Annotated in this window: 18 protein-coding genes; 5 read left to right on the forward strand and 13 right to left on the reverse strand. The window is 41.9% G+C overall.

All coding sequences use genetic code 11. The features are described from left to right. Window positions 1-76 precede the first annotated feature (76 nt). The 7 genes from OMHG_RS03920 to OMHG_RS03950 all read right to left on the reverse strand — a co-directional run bounded on the left by OMHG_RS03920 (window position 77) and on the right by OMHG_RS03950 (window position 7,920). A complete protein-coding gene (locus OMHG_RS03920) occupies window positions 77-1,246 on the reverse strand; it encodes an iron-containing alcohol dehydrogenase (protein ID WP_010648502.1) in 1,170 nt (389 codons plus the stop codon). Window positions 1,247-1,261: 15 nt separating this feature from the next. Further along, a complete protein-coding gene (locus OMHG_RS03925) occupies window positions 1,262-1,639 on the reverse strand; it encodes a RidA family protein (RefSeq protein WP_010648503.1) in 378 nt (125 codons plus the stop codon). Between the two features lie 67 nt (window positions 1,640-1,706). Then, window positions 1,707-2,330, reverse strand: coding sequence for a lysozyme family protein (locus tag OMHG_RS03930; RefSeq protein ID WP_081498500.1), 624 nt, complete (start codon window positions 2,328-2,330; stop codon window positions 1,707-1,709). A 61-nt stretch (window positions 2,331-2,391) separates the two neighbouring features. After that, window positions 2,392-3,729 carry an MATE family efflux transporter gene (locus tag OMHG_RS03935; protein WP_010648505.1) on the reverse strand — a complete coding sequence of 446 codons (1,338 nt, stop codon included), beginning with the start codon at window positions 3,727-3,729 and terminating at the stop codon, window positions 2,392-2,394. 553 nt (window positions 3,730-4,282) lie between these two features. Next, window positions 4,283-6,286 (reverse strand): TRAP transporter permease, encoded by a 2,004-nt coding sequence (locus OMHG_RS03940; protein WP_010648506.1) that lies wholly within the window; start codon window positions 6,284-6,286, stop codon window positions 4,283-4,285. Then, window positions 6,279-6,830, reverse strand: coding sequence for a DUF1850 domain-containing protein (locus OMHG_RS03945; protein ID WP_044476699.1), 552 nt, complete (start codon window positions 6,828-6,830; stop codon window positions 6,279-6,281). Before OMHG_RS03945 ends, OMHG_RS03940 begins: the two co-directional genes overlap by 8 nt. Before the next feature lie 97 nt (window positions 6,831-6,927). Beyond that, window positions 6,928-7,920, reverse strand: a complete 993-nt coding sequence (locus tag OMHG_RS03950) for a TAXI family TRAP transporter solute-binding subunit (RefSeq protein WP_010648508.1) — start codon at window positions 7,918-7,920, stop codon at window positions 6,928-6,930. A gap of 260 nt (window positions 7,921-8,180) precedes the next feature. On the opposite strand from OMHG_RS03950, the gene OMHG_RS03955 reads away from it, so the two are divergent. Continuing rightward, complete coding sequence (locus tag OMHG_RS03955; protein ID WP_010648509.1) at window positions 8,181-8,969, forward strand: serine hydrolase; 789 nt, start codon at window positions 8,181-8,183, stop codon at window positions 8,967-8,969. A 34-nt stretch (window positions 8,970-9,003) separates the two neighbouring features. Beyond that, window positions 9,004-10,290, forward strand: coding sequence for a hypothetical protein (locus OMHG_RS03960; protein WP_010648510.1), 1,287 nt, complete (start codon window positions 9,004-9,006; stop codon window positions 10,288-10,290). Between the two features lie 63 nt (window positions 10,291-10,353). On the opposite strand, the gene OMHG_RS03965 is transcribed toward OMHG_RS03960, so the two are convergent. From OMHG_RS03965 to OMHG_RS03985, 6 genes are all read right to left on the reverse strand, one after another. Further along, entirely contained in the window at window positions 10,354-10,686 is a 333-nt protein-coding gene (locus OMHG_RS03965; protein ID WP_010648512.1) for a hypothetical protein, read from the reverse strand. Window positions 10,687-10,773: 87 nt separating this feature from the next. Then, window positions 10,774-13,950, reverse strand: coding sequence for a DEAD/DEAH box helicase (locus OMHG_RS03970; RefSeq protein WP_010648513.1), 3,177 nt, complete (start codon window positions 13,948-13,950; stop codon window positions 10,774-10,776). A 75-nt stretch (window positions 13,951-14,025) separates the two neighbouring features. Then, the gene (locus OMHG_RS03975; protein ID WP_010648514.1) at window positions 14,026-15,213 is read right to left on the reverse strand and encodes an MFS transporter; all 1,188 of its coding nucleotides are present in this window, start codon (window positions 15,211-15,213) and stop codon (window positions 14,026-14,028) included. A 307-nt stretch (window positions 15,214-15,520) separates the two neighbouring features. Beyond that, window positions 15,521-15,616: a putative holin-like toxin gene (locus OMHG_RS18965; protein ID WP_222704851.1), complete on the reverse strand. Its 96-nt coding sequence runs from the start codon at window positions 15,614-15,616 to the stop codon at window positions 15,521-15,523. A gap of 138 nt (window positions 15,617-15,754) precedes the next feature. Next, the gene (locus OMHG_RS03980) at window positions 15,755-16,369 is read right to left on the reverse strand and encodes a superoxide dismutase family protein (RefSeq protein ID WP_010648515.1); all 615 of its coding nucleotides are present in this window, start codon (window positions 16,367-16,369) and stop codon (window positions 15,755-15,757) included. 128 nt (window positions 16,370-16,497) lie between these two features. Next, on the reverse strand, window positions 16,498-17,013 hold the full coding sequence (locus OMHG_RS03985; RefSeq protein WP_010648516.1) for a DoxX family protein: 516 nt from the start codon (window positions 17,011-17,013) through the stop codon (window positions 16,498-16,500). A 925-nt stretch (window positions 17,014-17,938) separates the two neighbouring features. Here OMHG_RS03985 and OMHG_RS03995 point away from each other — a divergent pair. The 3 genes from OMHG_RS03995 (at window position 17,939) to OMHG_RS04005 (ending at window position 21,220) form a co-directional block, all read left to right on the forward strand. Beyond that, entirely contained in the window at window positions 17,939-18,475 is a 537-nt protein-coding gene (locus tag OMHG_RS03995) for a flavodoxin family protein (RefSeq protein WP_010648517.1), read from the forward strand. A 309-nt stretch (window positions 18,476-18,784) separates the two neighbouring features. Then, the gene (locus OMHG_RS04000; RefSeq protein ID WP_010648518.1) at window positions 18,785-19,903 is read left to right on the forward strand and encodes an N-acetylmuramoyl-L-alanine amidase family protein; all 1,119 of its coding nucleotides are present in this window, start codon (window positions 18,785-18,787) and stop codon (window positions 19,901-19,903) included. Between the two features lie 51 nt (window positions 19,904-19,954). Beyond that, complete coding sequence (locus OMHG_RS04005; protein ID WP_010648520.1) at window positions 19,955-21,220, forward strand: hypothetical protein; 1,266 nt, start codon at window positions 19,955-19,957, stop codon at window positions 21,218-21,220. Window positions 21,221-21,676: the final 456 nt, after the last annotated feature.

Consider the following 21,676-nt stretch of genomic DNA (forward strand, 5'->3'; position numbering starts at 1 on the left):
TCAGCAAGTTCTTCTTTATTGTATTCGACAAAATAATTTCCCAGGAAATACTTTGTCGAATACTGTTCCAGCCAGATTATAGGCTGGCTTTATAGATCTCAATTGAATCTTGTCTGGAAAGACGTTTATAAACACCAAATTCTGGCCTTGCAATCACTGTTTTATCTGCCATTGTCTCTACCGAACTTTCATGAATATCATAATCAGATAGCGTTGCCGGCGCTCCGATGCTGCTCCAGAAATCACGGAGTCTGTCGATTCCCTCAAGTGCTGCTTCTTTGTCCGATTTCCCTGTCGTGTCAACTCCAAACACTCTGACTGCAAATTGTTTGAAGCGAGGTGCGTTCTCTTCATCCAGTACATGCCTCATCCAATTTGGGAACAGGATAGCCAATCCGCCGCCGTGCGGAATATCATGAACAGCTGAAACGGCATGCTCCAGATTATGGGTTGCCCAGTCTCCCTGATACCCCATATTTACCATGCCATTTAATGCCAACGTTCCATTTAGCATAATGGTCGCACGATGCTCATAGTTTTCCGGGTCTGCAAGCAGTTTAGGAGCCGTTTCTATAACAGTTAACAAAATACCTTCACAGAAACGATCCTGAACATGTGTCTCAGTCGTTCTATGGAAATAATGCTCCAGTACATGTGACATCATATCAACGATTCCATATACTGTCTGGTCACGGGGTACGGAATAGGTATGCTGCGGATCCAAGATAGAGAATTTAGGGAAAGTGTATGGCGTTCCCCAGCCGTGCTTTTCATTTGTTTCCCAGTTGGTGATTACCGACCCTGCATTCATTTCAGAGCCAGTGGCTGCTAATGTAAGAACGGTACCAAATGGCAATGCACTTGCTGCAGATGCCTTTTTCGTTACAATATCCCACATATCGATATCTGTTGTCGCTCCAACAGCAATCGCCTTCGTACAGTCGATGGTGCTTCCGCCGCCAACTGCCAGAAGAAACTCAATCGCTTCATTCTTGCATATCTCCACACCTTTACGAACTGTCGAGATTCGCGGATTTGGTTCCACTCCAGAAAGTTCGAATACTTCTGCGCCGATTTTAGCCAATTCCTTTAATACATTATCATATAAGCCGTTACGTTTTATGCTTCCACCGCCATACACGATAAGCACACGATTGCCATACGGTTTTATTTCTTCAGAGAGCTTTTCCAGCTGACCTTTTCCAAAGATTAATTTTGTCGGATTCTGATACGTAAAATTATCCATATTGGTTACCCCCTATTATTTGGTATATGCGATGACATCCATCTCGATTAGGACATCCTTTGGCAGACGGCTTACCTCGACCGTAGCTCTTGCCGGGTAAGGTTCTGTCAGAAAACTTCCATAGATTTCATTGACTTCTGCAAAAGCTTCCATAGAAGAAAGGTAGATCGTGAACTTCACTACTTGAGAGAAATCCGTTCCTGCCTCATTTAAAATTGCTTTTAGATTTTCCAGCACCTGTTTGGTTTGACTCGCAATCCCATCGACAACTTCTCCTGATTGGGGATCAATTGGAATCTGTCCGGAAACGTAAGTGAAATCTCCCGCTTGAACCGCCTGTGAATATGGTCCAATTGCTGCTGGCGCCTTTTCAGTGTGCACTGTTTTCAACATCGATATTCCTCCCATTGCCATTTTTTCAGAAGGGATGAACCCACTTGGTTTTATTTTATCAGTTTCCCTATTCCAATGCTAATACGTCCTTATACTGCATAACCGAACGTACATAATAGATATCTCCATAGCAGGCATCATACTGCTTGGCTTCCTCCCTTAGGCAGGAATAGATCGATTGGTCGGGAGCGCTTCGATACATCTCCTGCGAAAAGTCAATCGCTGCCTCTACGGAATAGGTACCCGTTTGCTTCTTTACATAACCAATAAATCCCCGGCCAAAGTTATACGACTGTATCGCAAGCTCCAGGTCACCATCAGCATCCTGCAATGCTTCTGAAAAATAATAAACTCCCTGTTTAATAGATAACGTGGGATCATCGATGCATCCCACCTGTCCGCAATAGCTTTCTGATGATTGCATAGGATCTGTTCCCCTTCCCCCTGATTCCTGCATCATCATTGCAAGCAGAACATCTGCATAGTCAGCCACGTCATATTCCTCAGCATATTTCTTAACCAGCGGCTCATAATTTCGGACCTCATCACTAATCGCAGTGAATGGAGTCTCTGGATGTTCATCCGCTTTCTCATGCGTAAGAAATGATAATATCAGGAAGGATCCTATTAATAATAGTGCTATCCATAAGACCTGCTTTATCACCTGTTTTACTTTTCGTTTTAATTTCATGTGGATTTTTCCTTTTTGATTCATACTAGTTTCATAGATTAGCAATGGCGGGTTCCACCAATTATCTTCTGAATAATTCCTTCTCCCGCCACTTGCCGAATCGATAATAAAGGATTGCAAACAAACTGCTGATCATAAAACTCAGCCCCATTCCAATCGCAATTCCGATTTCGCCAAACTTCATTGCAAACAGTGCTGTAAACGGATAACGCAAAACCCAGAAAGAGATGATATTCAAGACAAGCACCTGGTACATCGCTCCTGCCGCCCGTACGATTCCATTCAAGATAAAATTAATTCCCAAAAACGGATAACACAAAGCTATAATCTGCAGATACTTCGTCCCAAATTCAACTGCTTCTTCTTCACGGATAAACAACTCCACACCATATTCTGCAAAAAAGGCAACGATTATTCCTATTAGGAGCATAACAGAAAAATTATATAGAATACCATATTTTGATATATCCGATACTCTTTTCCAGTTTTTCACACCTATATTTTGTCCGGCCATGCTGCTGACCGCCGTACTTAATGCATGTGCAGGCAGCATCAAGAGACTATCAAGCCGCTGGGCAGAACTAAAGCCCGCAACAACGCCGCTACCAAAGACAGTGACCACACTCATTATGGCGGCAGATCCGCCAGATATGACAGACATCTGGAGACCGGATGGGATACCTAGGTTCAAGATCAGCTTAATCTCCTCACGTGACGGAAGACTTGGAATGCTAAATGGGGCGAGCTTTTTATGCAGCACATGGAATAGACCATATATAAAAGCGATTCCCTGAGATAGGACCGTAGCATATGCAGCACCTTCCACACCCCAATTGAAAGTCCTGATTAAAAGCGGATCAAGAATAATATTAAGTATAACAGCAATGGTCACAAAACGAAGCGGCGTTTTGCTATCCCCCAATGAACGCATTACTGTACTGATAAAATTATAGCCGAAAAGAAACAATATCCCGAGAAAGTTAATTTGGAGATAGACATTTGCCTCTTCCAGCATTACATCAGGTGTTCCCAGGAGCTTCAAAAACTGCTCTGAGAATTGATATCCCACTACACCGAGTACAACAGCGATGACGGTTAGTATCACCACGAATGCATTCAGATAACTTTTAAGTCCTGAATGGTTGTCTTTACCCTTTTGCTGGGACAATATCGTTAATGCTGCATTATTTAAACCAATGATGAAAGAAAGGATTATAAAAATAATCGTACTGGCTACCCCGATTGCCCCAAGTGCATTGGCACCAAGTAAATTACCGACCCATAGGCTATCAATAAATTGATACGAGGTCTGCAGCAGATTGGTAAGTATAATGGGACCGGAGAATACGAACAATTGCTTTACGATATTTCCTTCGGTGAAATCGTGTTGCTTTTCCATTACTATCAGCCTTCTTTATCTTCATTTCACATAAACATTTTCACATAAAAAGGTGACCAGGGGCAACCTGATCACCAACATTATCTTTTCCTTTGGCTTTTTTTCGTAAGTATTGTTGTTATTTCTAATTTTGTATTTGATGGAAATTGTGACGTAACAAGAAATGATTGGTGCTATATCCCCGCTCCGGAAATACACTGCGCTTTCCGCGGGCTCGCGCTAAGCCTCCTCGCTCGCAAAGTTCGCTCACTGCGGGGTCTTAGCGTCTTCGCTTTCCCGCTGGAGTCTCCATGTATTTCCTCCGCTATGATTTTTGGGTTTTCTGAATCAAATTACTGATAATTATTATGCTGATGGATTGGAGCGCAGGGCAGTCGACTCCAACGGGAAAAGCAACAGCTGAAGATCCCGCAGGAAGTGGGTTTCTTCCGAGGAAGCTGAAGCGTTGCCCGCGGAAAGCGACTGCCCGGAGCGGAGATCGGCAGTTACTGGTATGTCGCAGTTTATATGTTTTATGTGAAAACAACAATTTTTGAGAAATAACCTTTCCTTTTTATCCTTCTCCGCTTGTTTTCGGCAGAGAATCCTGTTTATCCTCCCGTTTGATGAGCTGATAAACAAGCAGGACAATAAATATAATGAGTCCAATGATATCTGTATGTCCTTCTGGGTAAAGCAGCAGCAAACCAGTTGCCAGTGTGATAATTCTTTCAAGCCAGTTAAGCTTTTTATACCAGAATCCTATCATACAGGCACCGATTGCCAGCATTCCTACAAGAGCAGTTATAAGCGCCCAGGCAATATCCAGGAAGGTTCCTTCTATCATTAGCAGTGTTGGATTCAACACAAACATATACGGAATAATAAACGCAGCGATAGCTAACTTCGAGGCATTAAAGCCTGTTCTAATCGGTTCTCCACCTGATATTCCTGTAGCCGCAAATGCTGCTAACGCAACAGGCGGTGTTATATCTGCAACGATACCAAAATAGAAAACAAACATGTGTGCAGCAAGTACTGGAATGGCTACCTCCAGCTGATCATTTAGCGCCAGAATGGCAGGTAGTGCAATCGTTGACGTAATAATATAGTTAGCTGTTGTCGGTGAACCCATTCCTAAAATAATCGAAGCAATCATCGTAAAGAATAATGTGAGCAATAATTGCGTTTCCGGTGAGTTGGCCAGATTTCCCGCAATGCTTACAAGCCCATTGCCCATTTTCAGCCCTAGGCCGGTTTTCGTTACAACCCCGACTATAATACCCGCACAAGCTGTTGCAGCGGCTACTCCCAAGGCCGTCTTGGCACCTGATTGCAATGCCACGATAAACTTGCCAGGTGTAATCCGTGTATCCTTTCTGAACAGGCTGACAATGACCGTAGCCAAGATCCCATAAAGGGCTGCCCGCTCAACACTTACCCCGACAAACAGGAAGTATACAATCGCCAGAATCGGCAAAAGCAAATGTATCTTTTTGAGTACAGATTTCTTGCTTGGTATATCCTCATCGGGCAATCCCAAAAGCCCTATCCTTTTCGCTTCAAGGTGGGTCATAATCCAGATTCCAGCAAAATATAAAATAGCTGGAATTGTTGCAGCCTTAGCTATATTCCAATAGCTTTCCCCAGCAAATTCAATCATGAGAAATGCTGCCGCACCCATTATCGGAGGCATGATTTGTCCACCAGTTGATGCAGCTGCTTCAACGGCACCGGCAAAGTTACGATGATAGCCCAGTTTTTTCATCATGGGAATTGTATACGAACCAGTTGTTACCGTGTTTGCCACGGAACTGCCGGATATCGTACCATTCAATGCACTGGAAAAGATTGCAACCTTTGCAGGTCCGCCTGTCTGCTTACCGGCAATGGAAATAGCCAAATCATTGAAGTATTGTCCTACACCTGTTTGGACCAAAAAGGCTCCAAATAACAGAAATAAAAAGATATAGGTGGATGAAACTTGTAATGGAGTTCCGAGAATACCTTCTGTTGTAAAGAACATGGAGTCAATCAGTTGATCGAGACTGAGGCCCCGATGCGCCAGCATGCCCGGCATACTCGGCCCAAACAAAGCATATACAAGGAAGAGAATCGCGATAATCGTAATAGGCAGACCCACTGCACGCCTGGCAGCTTCCAAAACCAGCAATATCGCCAAACCGCCAATAATCACTTGAGCGAGATCGATACCACCAATTTGCTGTACGAGTGTGTCATAGAATACCGGCCAGTAGCCGCAGACGATGATGGATAATAATACGAGTATGAAGTCATACCAAGGTATTGATGATTTCTTTGTTTTCCTTCTTGCGGGAAATAGAAGAAATATCAAAGAGAGCGCAAAGCCCAAGTGAACCGTTCTTTGTACATATGCTGTATACTGCCCGAAGATTCCTGTATAGATCTGGAACAGAGAAAATGCAATTAAGCCAAAGAAGATGACTTTACCAATAATACCGCCAACATCACGGGTGTTCGATTCTGTATCATATTTCTCTAGCAGTTGCTGTTGTTCTTCGGCTGTTAATTCATGTTGTTCCTTATTTTCACTCATGAATTTTCACTCCTTTCAGATATTCCCATAGCGTTAGCTTTTCTACTTTCATTGTAAACCAGGCACCAGGTTCAAAATACTCGTTGAACCTTACCATTTGCTCTTCTGCGGAGGTTGTTTTATTGGATGTGGAGTGTTTCCAAACTAGACGGTTTTCTGAAACTGTTTTCCCGTTTCTAACTTTTAAAGAGGGAAAATAATTGTCCAAATCTTTTATATGGTACTTTCCATCTTCATATGTGAATGTTTCTCCTTCCAGTGCGTTTGAGGGCATACCAATGCCGAATTCTTCATACACAATCTCATATTGCTTGATATCATGATTATCCATGATCTGATATTTTTCAACGACATCTGTTAAGTGAATGGAGTGTGTAAAAATAATTTGGAAGGTATCTCCTGGTGAAATTGGCAAAAATGCTTCGATGTGATCGGTACTCTTTTCATAAAATACCAATGCAGTTCGGAAAGGAATGAGTAAGGTAAAACCTATTAAACTAAGTAACATAATTACGGTTGCAGCAATTCCTATTCTATGTTTCATATATTCACCCAACAATAAAACTTCATTATTTTAAATCTAAAAAAATAGCCGAAAGCCAAGAATGGACAGACGGCCATTTTCTCATTTTTGCATTGATTTATTCTGCACTAACTCCTTGTTCATCGAAGTATTTCTGTGCACCAGGATGTATCTCAATACCAATTCCATCTAAAGCTGAATCCACTGTAATGAATTCTGCTTTTGCATGGGCCATGTCTCCAGCATTTTCATAAACTGCCTTCGTGATTTCATATACCGTATCTTCAGGTACTGTATCTGCGACCGCAAGCATGGCAAGTACTGCCACAGTAGTGACATCTTCTTCAAGACCGTAAGTTCCAGCAGTAACAGTATCTTCAGCATAATATGGATATTGTTCGACCATTTCAGCGATTTTATCTTCTGCTATTGGCACAATAGCTACATCTACAGTAGCAGCTAATCCTTCTACCGCTCCTGTTGGCGTTCCTGAAGTAATGAATGCTGCATCAATATTACCATCCTGAATTCCGCCAGTAGATTCACCAAAGTCGAGGTTTTGAGCTTCAATATCGTCCATTGTCATTCCATGAACTTCCAGAATCTGCTCAGCGTTAACATAAGTTCCTGAACCAGGAGCCCCTACAGATACTGTTTTGCCAGCTAAATCCTCAACAGATTCAATACCAGAATCTGCGGATGTAACGATTTGAATGGTCTCCGGGTAGAGAGATCCAATTGCTTGGACATTATCCACCGGGTTACCTTCAAAGGCGTTTGTTCCTTCAATTGCATTTGCGACCACGTCGGTTTGAACAAATGCAAGGTCAGCTTCACCTTCGTGTAAGGCAAATACATTATCGGCAGATGCATTTGATGAAACTGCGTCCGTCTGGATACCTGTTGCTTCTGTGATATGTTGAGCCATTTCACCGCCCAATGGGTAATAGGTACCGCTCGTACCGCCTGTCAGCATTTGAAGGAATTTAGGTGCGTCTTCTCCACCCTCAGAGGAACCCCCCTCACTATCTTCATTACCGCCACAGGCAGCTAAAAATAAAACCATTGCCAAAAATAAAACGGATTGAAACAACAATTTTTTCTTTTTCAAGCAAACTCCCCCTTGTCTATCATATTGTAAAATCATCTTACAATGGATTTTAAGTTATTGTCAAATAATTGCCAAGATAAGGAAGACAAAACACGGTCTCTCCATGGCTTTATTGCCACCCAAATGAAATCCCTTTCACAATCGTTGTTTCACTTTAAGTTAATACTATTCATGCTTTCTTGACAATATTAAGAAAATTCAATATGATAAGGCTGATAATAATAAAAAGTTATGTTTATTCGCCGTAAAGGGGGAAGGATATGGATCTTAACCAACTGAATTCTGCCTTACTCTCAATGTCAGCTGGAATGGAAGGTGAAGTTTCGATTGCAATCCATACGGATGAAGGCAGTATTGGTATAGATGCTGACGTGCCAAGGAAAGCGGCCAGTGTCGCCAAATTGTTTATCCTAGGGGAAGCCTACAGGCGGTTGGAGTCAAATTTACTGTCATTCGATAAACTTGTCTATATTGATCATCAGTCGATGGTCGGAGGCTCAGGGGTTATTAGTTACTTGAAGAACGCTCATGTCTACAGCTACCAGAACCTTATTGAACTAATGATCATTGTTTCAGACAATACTGCCTCAAATGCTTTACTCGATGCTATTGGAATGGAAGATATAAATCATTTCTCAAAAAGCATCGGCTGCCAGCATACCATAATAGAGAGGAAATTTATGGATATAGAAGCAGCTGAAAAAGGAAAAGATAACATTACTACAGCCAATGATGTCGTTTGCTTACTGAAACTATTCTCCAGGGAAAATGATTACTTTCCTAATAAAAGCCGAAGAGAGATTCTGAGGATTCTTGGCGATCAGCAATTCAACAATAAGTTATCCACTTTCAATCCAAACACTCCAAATATCCGCTTTTACCGGAAGACCGGAGAATTACAGGGCGTGGAACATGATGCGGCTATTATAGAAGCCAACGGGAAAAGGATAGAGGCTGCCATACTTACAGAAGGCTGGAAAAACAACGGAACAGGTCAGCATTACATAGCAGAGGTTGGGCAGCTTATAATCGATTATTTGATCGATTGATTTACCATCTTACATTAAGAAGGAGTGTAGTAGCGTGAAAACGAAAATTGCTGTATTTGGTCGAAGGGAAACCGTGGAACGCGTAGACAGATTGGCAAAGGACCATGAAAATATAGAAATACTTCCGTTTATCTATGAGCATTCGAAAGAAACCTTGCCATTAATTGAAAGGGCTTTCATGTGTGATGTCTACCTATTTACGGAAGCGCTTTCTTTCTTGCGCGTTAAGGATAGAATTAAAAAGAAGAAACTGCCGGCTGTCCAGGCCGCATTCGATCCGTATATGCTCCTCACTTCCTTGTACCGATTGAAAAACCGTGAAAAGCAGCCGGAACGACTCTCGATCGATGTAATGACGGAGGAGTGCTGGATGGATATCAGCCAAGAACTCAAACTGACCGATAAGCAGATCCATTCTTATATTATTGGAGATGATGAGTACCCTGATATTGATCGAATCGTCGGGTATCACAAAAAGCTATGGGATGACGGCAAGATTGACCACGTACTTACATCCTGTCCAGATGTCGAGACACAGCTGCATCACTATGGCATAAAAGTCAATTGCATGGTAATCCCCGACATGAATATCAGGGAGACCCTCAAGCAGGCAGAAACGTTAACAATCATCAATCAAAGCAAAGTCACTCAGCTTGTGACAGGCTATATCCGTATCAAAAACAGTGAAAAGGCAGCTGATGATGAGCGTGAAGAAGCCGAGGAAGCAATATATAGAATGAAAGAATTACTGACATCGTTCAGCCAGCGGAATGATGCCATCCTCACCCATAAAAAAGATGACCAGTTTGTCATTTTGGGTACAAAGAAACTGATCGACTATCTGCAGAATCATTATCGCGACTTCCCGCTCCTCCGAGAAATCGAGTCTGCTATACAAAGGCCAATCGATATCGGTTTCGGGCTTGGTCTTACTGCGAAGGAATCTGAAGATAATGCCCTGCTTGCTTTGGATAGATGTGACAAAGAGGTGAAAAGCCTAAGTTACATCGTTAACGAGCGGAAGGACACGATTGGGCCGATCGGCATTAAAAGGAACATTGATACATCCAATCTATTTCAGGCACTTATCCATAAAGCAAAACTCAACAATGAATTGTCCTATAACTTCATAGACTTCATAACAGACCGCAATAACGAGCCCTTTTCTTCTAATGATATCGCAACATATTACAAGGTCACCAAGCGCAGTGCAGAACGTACGGTGAATAAACTCCTTACGGGAGATGTTATCAAAGTATCTGGCGAAGAACGTCCGTATCTAAAAGGCAGACCAAGAAAACTATTCACTCTGAACCAATGACTCAGGGCGGCAATTTAATTGATCAAACAAGAACTGCCGGAGCACATAGCCCCAGCAGTTCTTTTAACTTTCTATTTCATATCCATCATTTTCCAATAATATTTTCATTGCGTTATCGAAGTCTTCTTCATCGATCTGACCTTCTATTACATGTGTTAGTGGCCGATCGTCTTTTTCTGATACCTTTTCATCTCCAAATGTTTCCTTTTCCAATGTTCCGTTAATACCCCATGTTGGTCCCAAAGGAGATATCGGGATATATCTTGTATTCTCCTGACCTTGGTCATTGGGTATTTGATCTATACTGAGCTTTTTGACCTTTAGAGTTTGCAGCGCCGAGCGTGCAGATTCCGCATCATTTTCCGAAGTGAAATAGGCAAGAATATTTTTTAACATAGCAGCCTCCAGCCTTTCATCCGTTTTGTTATTGATATTCCCTTATTTGCCAGGGCGCAAACCATTTTTAATGAGATATCGTTTAGATTACAAGCTCAATAGTTCACGGACGTCATCTTCACTAAGTGCCGAAAGCATGCTTTCTCCAGGCTGTATAACCTGATCGATCAGCTCCCGTTTCTTCTGCTGTAAATCAAATATCTTTTCTTCTATCGTCCCCTCTGTGACCAGGCGAATGACTTGAACAACATTCTTTTGCCCAAAACGATGTGCCCTTCCTGTAGCCTGATCCTCTACAGCCGGATTCCACCAAAGGTCATACAGGATTACCGTGTCTGCACCCGTAAGGTTTAGACCGGTGCCCCCAGCCTTAAGCGAGATCAGAAAGATGTCATTTTCTCCATTATTAAATCGTTCACTAAGCTTAACCCTTTCCTTCGAAGGTGTTTGACCATGCAGATAAAAATAACCATAGCCTTCTTTCTCAAGACGCGCTCTAATGATGTCATGCATACTTGTGAACTGGGAAAAAATCAGCATCCGTTTTCCATTTTCAATAGCGTTTTTAATCGTATCCATCAGCTGTTCCATTTTGCCGGAATGGCCCTCATAGTTTTCAATAAACAGCGCCGGGTGACAGCATATCTGGCGAAGACGGGTAAGTCCAGCAAGGATTTTCATGCGATTCTGGTTAAAGCCGCTATCCTTGATGGATTGGGCTGCCTCCTGCTGTACCTGTCTTAAATATCCTACATAGAGATCCTTCTGCTCCTTGGTAAGCTCTGAAACATGTACCGATTCAATTTTATCCGGCAGTTCTTTCAACACATCCTTCTTTATGCGTCTAAGGATGAATGGACGTGTAATCATCGCTATCTTCTCATTGGATAATTGTTTGAAACTTCGATGATTTGGCATCAGCCCAGGCAGGACAACTTGGAAGATTGCCCATAATTCATCTATCGAATTCTCAATCGGAGTTCCACTTAAGGCGAATCGACGGGTTGCTTTTATCTCACGAATTGCCCGGGACGTTTTCGTCGCGTAATTCTTTATATATTGCGCCTCATCGAGAATCATGGTTTGGAAGGTCATCTCCCTGTAAAGCTCTATATCCTGTCTTAAAGTAGCATAGGATGTGATCCAGACATTCACTTTTTCTGAAGCCTCCATCAACTGGTGGCGTTCATCCGGTATACCGGTCAGGACAACCGACGTCAAACTCGGAGCGAATTTTTCAAACTCATTTTTCCAGTTATAGACGACGGACGAAGGAGCAACAATAAGATGCGGACCCACTGTTTCATTTTCCGATTCGGATGCGAGATAGGCAATGCTCTGCAGCGTTTTCCCTAGTCCCATATCATCTGCCAGGATTCCGCCAAGATGGTATTTGCTCAACGATTTGAACCATTGAAAACCTGTTTGCTGATAGTTACGCAAAGAGGCATCCAGTGTTTCCGGAAGTTCAAACAACTGGTCTTCTGGCGACTTGAGCTCATCAAGTAATTGGCGGAACGACGGATCATACCGTTTTTTCGTATCAATCAGCTCATCCAGCTGTGTTCCCCGGTACACTGGCATATGCACATTTCCATTAAGGAAATCATTCTTATGAATGTCCATATCATCGAAAAAGCGTTTCATGGATGAGAATTCTTCACCTTCAAGGGATAGCAATTCCCCGCTTCCCAAACGGTAATAACGCTTCTTTTCGATAACCGCATTAAGGATTTCGTTGATCTCCGTATCATCGACACCAGCGATATCAAATCCAATCTCAAGTAAGTTTGATGAGGATTCCAACCGCACGCTTGTGCTCGGTCGAGGGTCATTCTCTATAATCATTCCGCGAATTTCCGATGACAGGAATAGTTCAACGTAATCATCAAGCAGCGGGAGTACGTAATAAAGAAAATCGTAAAGCTCCTCTTCTCCCGCTTCGATATAAAGCTCATTGCCATTATAGTGAAAATTCGCATGCTCAATCAGCTGCATGATTTGCTGTTCTTTCTCTACTTCGCGGATTATAATGACATCATTCTCTTTTCTGCCGGTGAATGGGTCAATCAGCTGATCTCCGTAGTGGTATTCCAATTTCCCGGTAATCCAGTCTGCTTTCACTTCCAGATACAATTTCGCCCGTAATGGCACTTGGATAACTTCCGCAGTAATTGCCTCAGCCACGTCTACATTGCCGATTTTCTTTAGTGAAGGCATAACCTCCGATAGAAATGTGTCAGCCTGTGTCTTCTGAATGGGGAGTTCAAGATCATTCATCCCGAATTTGGATATCTCCTCCAGGATTCCCACCTGTTCTTTGGCTGGAAAATAGAAGACTCCTTGGTGAAACAGCAATTCATATAGCTGAAGATATATTGCCCCTTCCGCATCAGCCATTGTCAGCTTTAAATCATCCCGGTCATTTTTAGTCAGTGAAAAATGGAATGGTAATGTATCCTTCTCAATCACTACATCTCGAAAACTTTTTCCTTGTACTTCGACTGTAAAGTCCCTTTCCGCAAGCTTTTCCAATAGCATCTTTGCCGCCAGCGGGGGGATTTTCAGGTAACGTTTATCTCCATTGTCCTTACCACCGTTATACGAAAATGGATTTTGATAGACTTCTTCATTCCTTTTAATGGCAAAAAGCATGTCAAATATCTCATAGTCCTGTTCCAAGAAGGAATGCACGTCGGGATTATAGATGAAATTTTTCGTAAAGAAGTGGTCCCTGCCCTGCAGTACATCCTTCAGGAAGGCAAAAGCATCTTTTACGACATAGCGGCGCTTTTCTCCTGCACGCAGTTCAACCAGCAAATTCTGATCATAATTCCATTTACAGTGGTACTCGACATGCATGGGAATTTTATCGGAGAGAATTTCCACCGTCCGCTGCTGCGGCATGTGGCTCAATGCCTGGATAAAACTATTTGTCAGTTGATAGCTGTGCTGCACAGGCCTGCCCGTATTCGAAGATTCCTTACCTACTATACTGATAAGCGCCGCTGCGATATGCTTGCATGATCCAAACGTCTCAAAGGCGGGACAATCACAATAGGTTTCAATTGAACCTTTATCGAAATCCTTCATATTTATCTCAACAAAATAATCCTCTGATCCATGTACTGTCGCAGTCCAAACCTGGTAATTTATATCATATAAAAGATCGCTCACTTTATTTTGTTTATAATAATCCAGTCCACGCTTATAAATGACAGCTGGGAATAATTTCTGGATGTTAATATCACTTATTTTTTTCAAAATACAAGGAACCCACCTTCTAGTATCAGATTCTTCTATTGTATACAATATTTTCATCTTTTAGAAATAATCTACTTATTTTTTCAGAACCTTCATGACCAGATAAAGATAAATAAACATGGATGCTAATACCGATACAGCAGATGCTGCATAAATGGAGGCATAACCAAAATAGGAGGCAAACTGACCGAATGCTATTGCCCCTATTCCAACTCCCAAATCAAAGAAGGAGAAGAAGGTCGCATTAGCCATGCCTTTCCGGTCGGCAGGCGCTTCATTAACTGCCCATGCCTGCAGGGCCGGCTGGACACCACCAAATCCAAGACCAAACAGTGCAGCTGCAGTAAGCATTGTAGCAGTATTTGGCAACCAGGATAGCAGCAGCATCGAAATGAATATCAGAAGCGTGCTCGGTAGAAATATGTAAAGATGCCCTCTCCGATCATAAATCTGCCCAGCAAATGTTCTTGATAGCATAAGAAAAATTGCAAACACAAGAAAATACAGTTGGATACCAGAAACATTTTGATCTATGGCATGCAATGGCAGGAAAGTAGCAATTCCTCCAAATGCGACTGTAATAAAAAATAGCAGAATCGATGGCTGAAGTGCCGTTTTCTCGAAAATATCGAATTTCACCGTACTTGTTTTATGTGCAGATTGATCAACTTCTTTATAACGAATTTTCGTTGAGAATAGAAAGGCAATAAATCCAAAAGCCGCACAGATTAAAAAGAGATCCCTAAATGATATAATTCCTGTCAAGGTCAAGCCGAGTGAAGGACCAAATGCCAGGGCCAGATTTCCGGACAGACCAAAATACCCCATACCTTCCCCTCGTCTTTTGGGTGGTATCAGGTCTGTAGCAATTGTTCCACCGGCTGTTGTGGAAAACCCCCAGCCTACCCCTTGTACCATACGGATAATAATCAGAAGGAAAATACTTGCAGTAAAGGCATATGCGCCAACTGACAATACAAATATCGTCAATCCAATCATATATACGAACCCTCGCCCCTTAGATTCCAAAGCATGTCCTGCAGTTGGCCGCATGAGCAAGGTGGAAAAAGTGAAGATCCCGACAATCATTCCAACCATTTGGTCACTACCGCCTAGCTCTTTCACAAATAATGGAATGGTAGGAAGGGTCATCTGAAATCCAAGAAAAACAAAGAAGTTAGCAAAGCAAATAAACAAAAATTCACGTGTCCAGATTTTATCCTGGTTCTTCCCCATTTGTTGTACCTTTGTTTGATGCTCCATGTTAGGACTCCTCTCACCAGTTATACTTGCATATTATACAGTAGTCTGTACCCAATTGAAATGGCACTATCGGCTTGGTCAAGATACGTTGTCCTCTTTTGCTTTAATGCTTTACAGAAGGTGCAATTCTCAGGAAAGTTGAATGTTTCAATATAAGTGAAATATGGTATACTTTAAATGAAGAGTAAATATACTTAAAAGGCCCAGCTGTCACTGGGCCATCAGATAAGCGGTTCCCAATAGTCTGGAATCGGCAGCTTTCTGCAAAGACCTTCCCTATCAAATTTAGACGATGAATAGGGAGGGTCTATTTTTTGTTGATCAGGGTCGTGACCAGTCCGAGCAGCGCAATCAGAAGTGTACCAAAGCTCCCCAATACCATCAGCACTTCATATACGCTCATAGGCATTCCCCCTTTCTGAAAGAGGGTTAGCCGACCCGTCTATGGGAACTTTATCTTTGTCTATTATAGCATATCGAACCCCGAAAACAGAACATATATTCTATTTTTAAGGAATTTGATTCTATTGTACTACTTCCTTTATTCTCCAATTACACCACAAGCAATTCTTTCTCCCGCATTACCGGATGGCTGCGTTTTGTAATCGTCAGCATCCGAATGAATCATCAATGCGGTCCCTTCTTCTGTATACAATGTATTATCCGTGCCCTCTTTCAGGGTAACCATCTCATTCAAGACATCTGCAGTTACCGTTCCATCCTCTGCAACTTCGATATTTTTCATATCACCTGCATGCGGTCCCTCTGGATCATCGAAACCATGTTTGGCATCTGTTGGATTATAATGCGCACCGGCAGATTCGAAGTCAGGAGGATCACATTTTCCCACTTCATGAATGTGGAATCCATGGGAACCAGGAGGCAAATCCTCACCTTCCAGCTTGATGCCCACCCCAGATTCTTCCTCTGTAAGTGTTGCCGTTCCTACAACCTGTCCCTCCGGATTTTTTAGAGAAACCAATACCTCTTCTTCAGCAGTTGCGTTTGTTTCCTGTGCTTCTTCATTCGCTGACTCACTTTGGGTGGAATCATCGGTATTTTGATTCTGTGTATCCTGTTCCGCCTCGTTGCCGCCGCATGCGGTTAAAAACATGGCCAGGGACAGTAAAAAAATCATTATCATCGCTCGGTTCATTCTGTCTAATCTCCTTTCAATCGTTGTATAATCTATATTTCACAATCCTATCGGTTATTAAACATGGCCAGTATGTAATTTACGAAAAAAAGACTGACCCATGATGGGTCAGTCTGTCAATAAATCGGTTAGGCTATTACGACTTCTTTTTTTGTTTTGTTTTTATTGATTGGAGTATGGTCTTTCAAGAATGGAATGACCCATCTGTCCAAGCCATATCTTCCGGCATTGAATCCGGCTACGATAAGGAATACTGTAATCAAGACCATTTGGGCATTTGTGCTGACTGTTCCACTGAAAAGGAAAGCAAAGTTCATTGTGATTCCCATTAATGCAGCGAAGTTAGTGAATATCCCTAGAATAAGTGCTGCACCAACCAATATCTCTCCCCACATTACCATTACACTGAATAATCCCGCATTTGGCAACGCTACCGCTTCCAGAAATGTTCCCCACCAAGCCTGAACACTTGGATGTTCCCCTCCGCTGCTTGCAATTGCTCCTTGAATAAATCCACTGGCGTCAAATCCTCCACCTGTCAATTTTCCAATACCGCCTGTTAACCATGTATATCCAATATAGACTCTCAATACAGCCAATATTCCTGCCACAACCCTGTTCTCACGAATGAAATTCATAATCATTACATCCATCTCCTTTAATATTTTATGATAAGTTCAGTGTTTCACAATATATTGTAAAGGTGTTCCTTACTACATTTATAGATTAACATGAATTCATCTTTTTGAGAATCTGTTTGTGAATTAGTTCACATTTCAGTAACAACTTTGTGTCTTTTTTTTGAACAACCAACATTTACCGTATATAAATGCAGTCAAAAAGCAACGCCACTTTGTCATAACTCTTCGGAAAACCCTAACCAGTAAAGGTTTTATATAGATGATCCTTTCTAATCATTTTTTGATTTTAATAATGCATAAATGGATATAATTACCTGCTTCCATAAGCTTTGGCCATTTATTTGCGCGCATTGAAATAATGATTGTTACTCGCATGCATGTTTTTTCATTAACTACAAAAACTTAACGTTATAACACACTTATTCAAATAAAGCAGCGATAATAATATTCGGATTCAAAACATACCCGTTTCATTCTAAAGTGATATATAATATAATAATTATTAAATAGTAGGATTTGTTTAGGAATAAGGAGGTATTTTTCATGCTTATCGCAATTATTGCTTTTTGTATTAGTCTGTCCGTTAGTCTTATCATTGCAAGTGAGGTATGGGACTGAAGTTTATATATTATTACAGACAATAGACACACCCACATGATGGCGGATCTTGCATAGATAGGACCCGCCATTTGTAATTCTCCCCTCAAGAAAATTTTATCCTTTGTTCGATTACACTCCTACCTTCACATATACACTTCATGATACTCGCTTATTAGAAAAATCGGGCTTTGCATATTTTACTGCAAATCAGATGAAATACCGTTTCATTCACATTTTATGATCACTATATTCATATACTAATATGAACATCCAAAAAGTCTTATTGAACTATGGCCCCTCTCAGCCTTTATTTTAAAGGAGGATGAATATGAAAATAATTGTTTTTCACGGGTCTACTCGTGCTAATGGAAATACGGAATGCTTAACCTATCATGCTGTACCGAAAGACAAAGGTACCCATATTTATTTGCGCGATTATAATATCAAGCCGATTATGGATCAGCGGCATGATGAAAGTGGATTCGATGCCGTTGAAGATGATCACAAAGGGTTGATTGACCTCATGCTTTCTCATGATGTGATTGTCTTTTCCACACCCATCTACTGGTATAGCATGTCTGGACCGATGAAGATTTTCATTGATCGATGGTCACAAATATTAAGAGATCCCGGCTACACCCATTTTCGCGATGAGTTGGCGAAAAAGAAGGTCTATCTTATTGCCGTCGGCGGTGACACTCCAAAAGTGAAAGGACTGCCGCTAGTTCAGCAATTCAATTACATTTGCCAGTTCTATAAAATGTCCTTTGAAGGATATGTCATCGGCAGGGCCAGTCGACCTAACGAAATTCTTGAGAATAAAACAGCTTTAAAAGATGCATCCATGCTGATCAAATGGCTTTAGTTGATTAGAGGTACCTACTGAATCCTACTAGAGAAGAACGTGATGAAATGAGTACTATTCAGCACGTTTCTTTGTCGTTCCTGTATTTTAGATTTGCTGTTCTTTTATAGGCTATGAAATGAAAATGACCAGTCATCCATTTTCCGTATTCCAGTAAGACGGGACAATATAGTTAAATACGATTATCTTTTCAAATATTGCTAGTCTGATGGAATGATTTTTCCAATAGAATGTTTATTCCTCTCAAAGAAGTGCTATTATAGATACTATTGATTTAATAGTCTTAATATTGATACAGAGGAGGATAACATGAGAAATCTTTTCGTTGGCATTGGATTCGTTCTGCTGCTGTCAGTCCTTTTCCCTCATTCTTCTTTCGCGCATGATGGCAAAACCTATAAAGTAAGTCCTAATGTATTGAATGTGCGAAGTGAGCCAGCTGCAGATTCGGACATTGTCGGATCACTTAGCAAAGGGAACAGCGTAGTGGCATTCAAAGAAGCATATGGCTGGGTACAAACCTATTACGGCGGGAAAGAAGTCTGGGTAGCGAGACATCATTTGATACCTGCTGAAACAGAAGATACCACTGCTTCAGCTAACCCCGCAGCTCCCGCCAATCAAACGATTAAGGCAATAACTGTAACTGCAGACAGTGTCAATCTTCGTTCCGGTCCAGGGAAGAATCATCCGGTTGTTGGTTCTGCAAAGATGGGGGATACATACAATTTGGTAGATACTGCCGGTGATTGGCATCAGGTTGAATTGGAAGGTGATTCGACCGGGTGGATTGCTGCATGGCTCACAAACGATTCTGGCAATCAGGCTAGTCCTGCATCGACTCAGATCGCTACAACTGCAGAGGAAACAGATTCAACCAATCCATCAAAGACATTGGATGGCCTCCATATTGTTATTGACCCGGGACATGGTGGAAAAGATCCTGGTGCAGTCGGGCTTAATGGTGTATATGAAAAGGACTTGGTTTCTTTAACTGCCGCTGAGGTTACCAGCGAATTGCGCAATGCAGGGGCAACCGTCATTGAAACCAGAACAAGTGATTACTTTGTACCGCTGAATGAGCGTGCCGAAATCAGCAATACTTACGATACGGATGCCTTTATCAGTCTCCATTATAATTCTTTTCCTGTTCTAACCGTAAATGGTATCAGCACCTATTTTGGAGATCAGGCAGATTACGGACTGGCGCAGAATATCCAATCATCGTTGGCAGCTTCCGTGCAGCTTGATAACCGGGAAATCATGCAGGCGGATTTCCGTGTACTAAGAAACACAACTGCTCCATCTGTACTGATCGAGCTCGGGTTCATTTCCAATCCCAATGATCTCGCTGTCATTCAAACAGCTGATTATCATAAGCAGGTAGCAAAGGCCATCACCAATGGCCTTGCCAATCACTTTCATTAAGAATACCTTGTGATATACTATAGGCAATTAATGAATAAGTGAGGTATTGGAATGGACGAAAAATTGCAGGATATCATTGATTACACAGCTGAAAAGTTCAATCTTGGGAACTACTATTTAAAAAGGCATCATATATTTCGTGAACAATTGAATTCAAATGAAACAGCGTATGTATTAAACATGGAATGGTTTCCAAATGAGGCTGATGAATCAAATGAAGATTACAATCCTCCTGGCACGGCCAGCATTGATATAGACATCGATACCAAAATGGTTAAAGAGATCATTTTTGTTGCAGGAGAAAACATGACCGAAGCTGCTTTTCCGCCAGCTGCAAGTACAGAGCTTGCTATCGAATGGATTGAAAATGAAACCGGTCTTGAGTTTGGCAGGCAATTCAAGCTGGTGCATGAAGAGGAGAAGGAGTTACTGTTCCAGGCAGCGGTTGATAATGTAGCGGTTTACCCGTCTGGCTCGATCGTAATGAAATTCAATGAGGATGGAAAACTGTCATTATTCTCCGTTTCCGGGTCCTTCCCAAATGAAAAACAGCTAAACTGGGAACCATTTGGACTGACAGCTGAATTAATCGAACCTATTGCAAAATCACAAAACAAATTACTGGAAATACCGCTTGAAGAAGAGGAAAAATGGAAAGCTGTTTATGGCACATCTACCGTTTTTATAACGAATGATGGCAAGCGTACGATTTCCTTTGACGAGGTCGAAGCTCCACAATCTTTTACACATAGTGATAGCATTCTGGAATGGCAGGAACCAATCAATGAGCCTTTTTCCAAGCAGAAGATTGATCTTTCACTCGAGGTAAGTCCAGAAGAATTGTTTTCAGATGGAACGCATCATGACGATGAGATATTGACTGTCAATGATCAACAGCAGGCAGAGACAGCAGTTCGAAACTTCCTTAGAGCTGAATTCCCGGAAGATAGCGGAAAATGGAGACTTTCGGGATTATGGCGCGAAAAAGGGTATATCTTCGCCGAAATCAAACCAGTCAGCCCTGACGCCCGTGTTATCGACAGGAAGATTAAACTCATCATCGATGAAGAAAAATACGAGGCAATCTATTTTGTGGATAACCAAGTCATTCTGGAGATGTTTAAGGATTTTGAAACGGCCGACAGACCGCAGATAACGGAAGATGAGGCGTTCGAAAAGCTTCGTCCCCACATTGAAATCACACCCGTTTATGTGTACGATAAAAAGCAGAAGCGTTATATTTTATGCGGCAAGATTGACTGTGAGTATGGCGTCGATGCTGTGTCAGGAGAAATTGTCGTACTGGATGAATTATAATAAGAATTTCCCTGCCTGATTGAGCAGCAAATAAGAGAAGCATGATTAGGGACCGGATTTCGACCTCGCCAATCATGCTTCTTTTCTTTTGTTTCGATTCTTTCAATTTAGGTTGTTTTTACATAAATTGTATAAAATGCGATGTAACAGACTCTGTCACTTTCCACTCCGGGCAGTCGCTTTCCGCGGCGGGCGCTCTCAGCTATCTCAAATTATTTATGGATTTATTCTAAAGAGAAAGCACTTAGTAAAACCGATAAACGCTTCGGCCGATTTCCGCTCCGAGCAGTCGCTTTCCGCGGCGGGCGCTCTCAGCTTCCTCGGAAGCAAGCTCGGCTTCTTGCGGGATCTTCAGCCGTTGCTTTTCCTGCTGTACTTCCTTGGCTTCTATCAGCTATCTCAAATTATTTATGGATTTATTCTATAAAGAAGGCAGTTAGTAAACCCGATAACTGC

Origin of the sequence: Oceanobacillus massiliensis str. N'diop, assembly GCF_000285495.1 — a bacterium.
GTDB lineage: Bacteria > Bacillota > Bacilli > Bacillales > Amphibacillaceae > Oceanobacillus > Oceanobacillus massiliensis.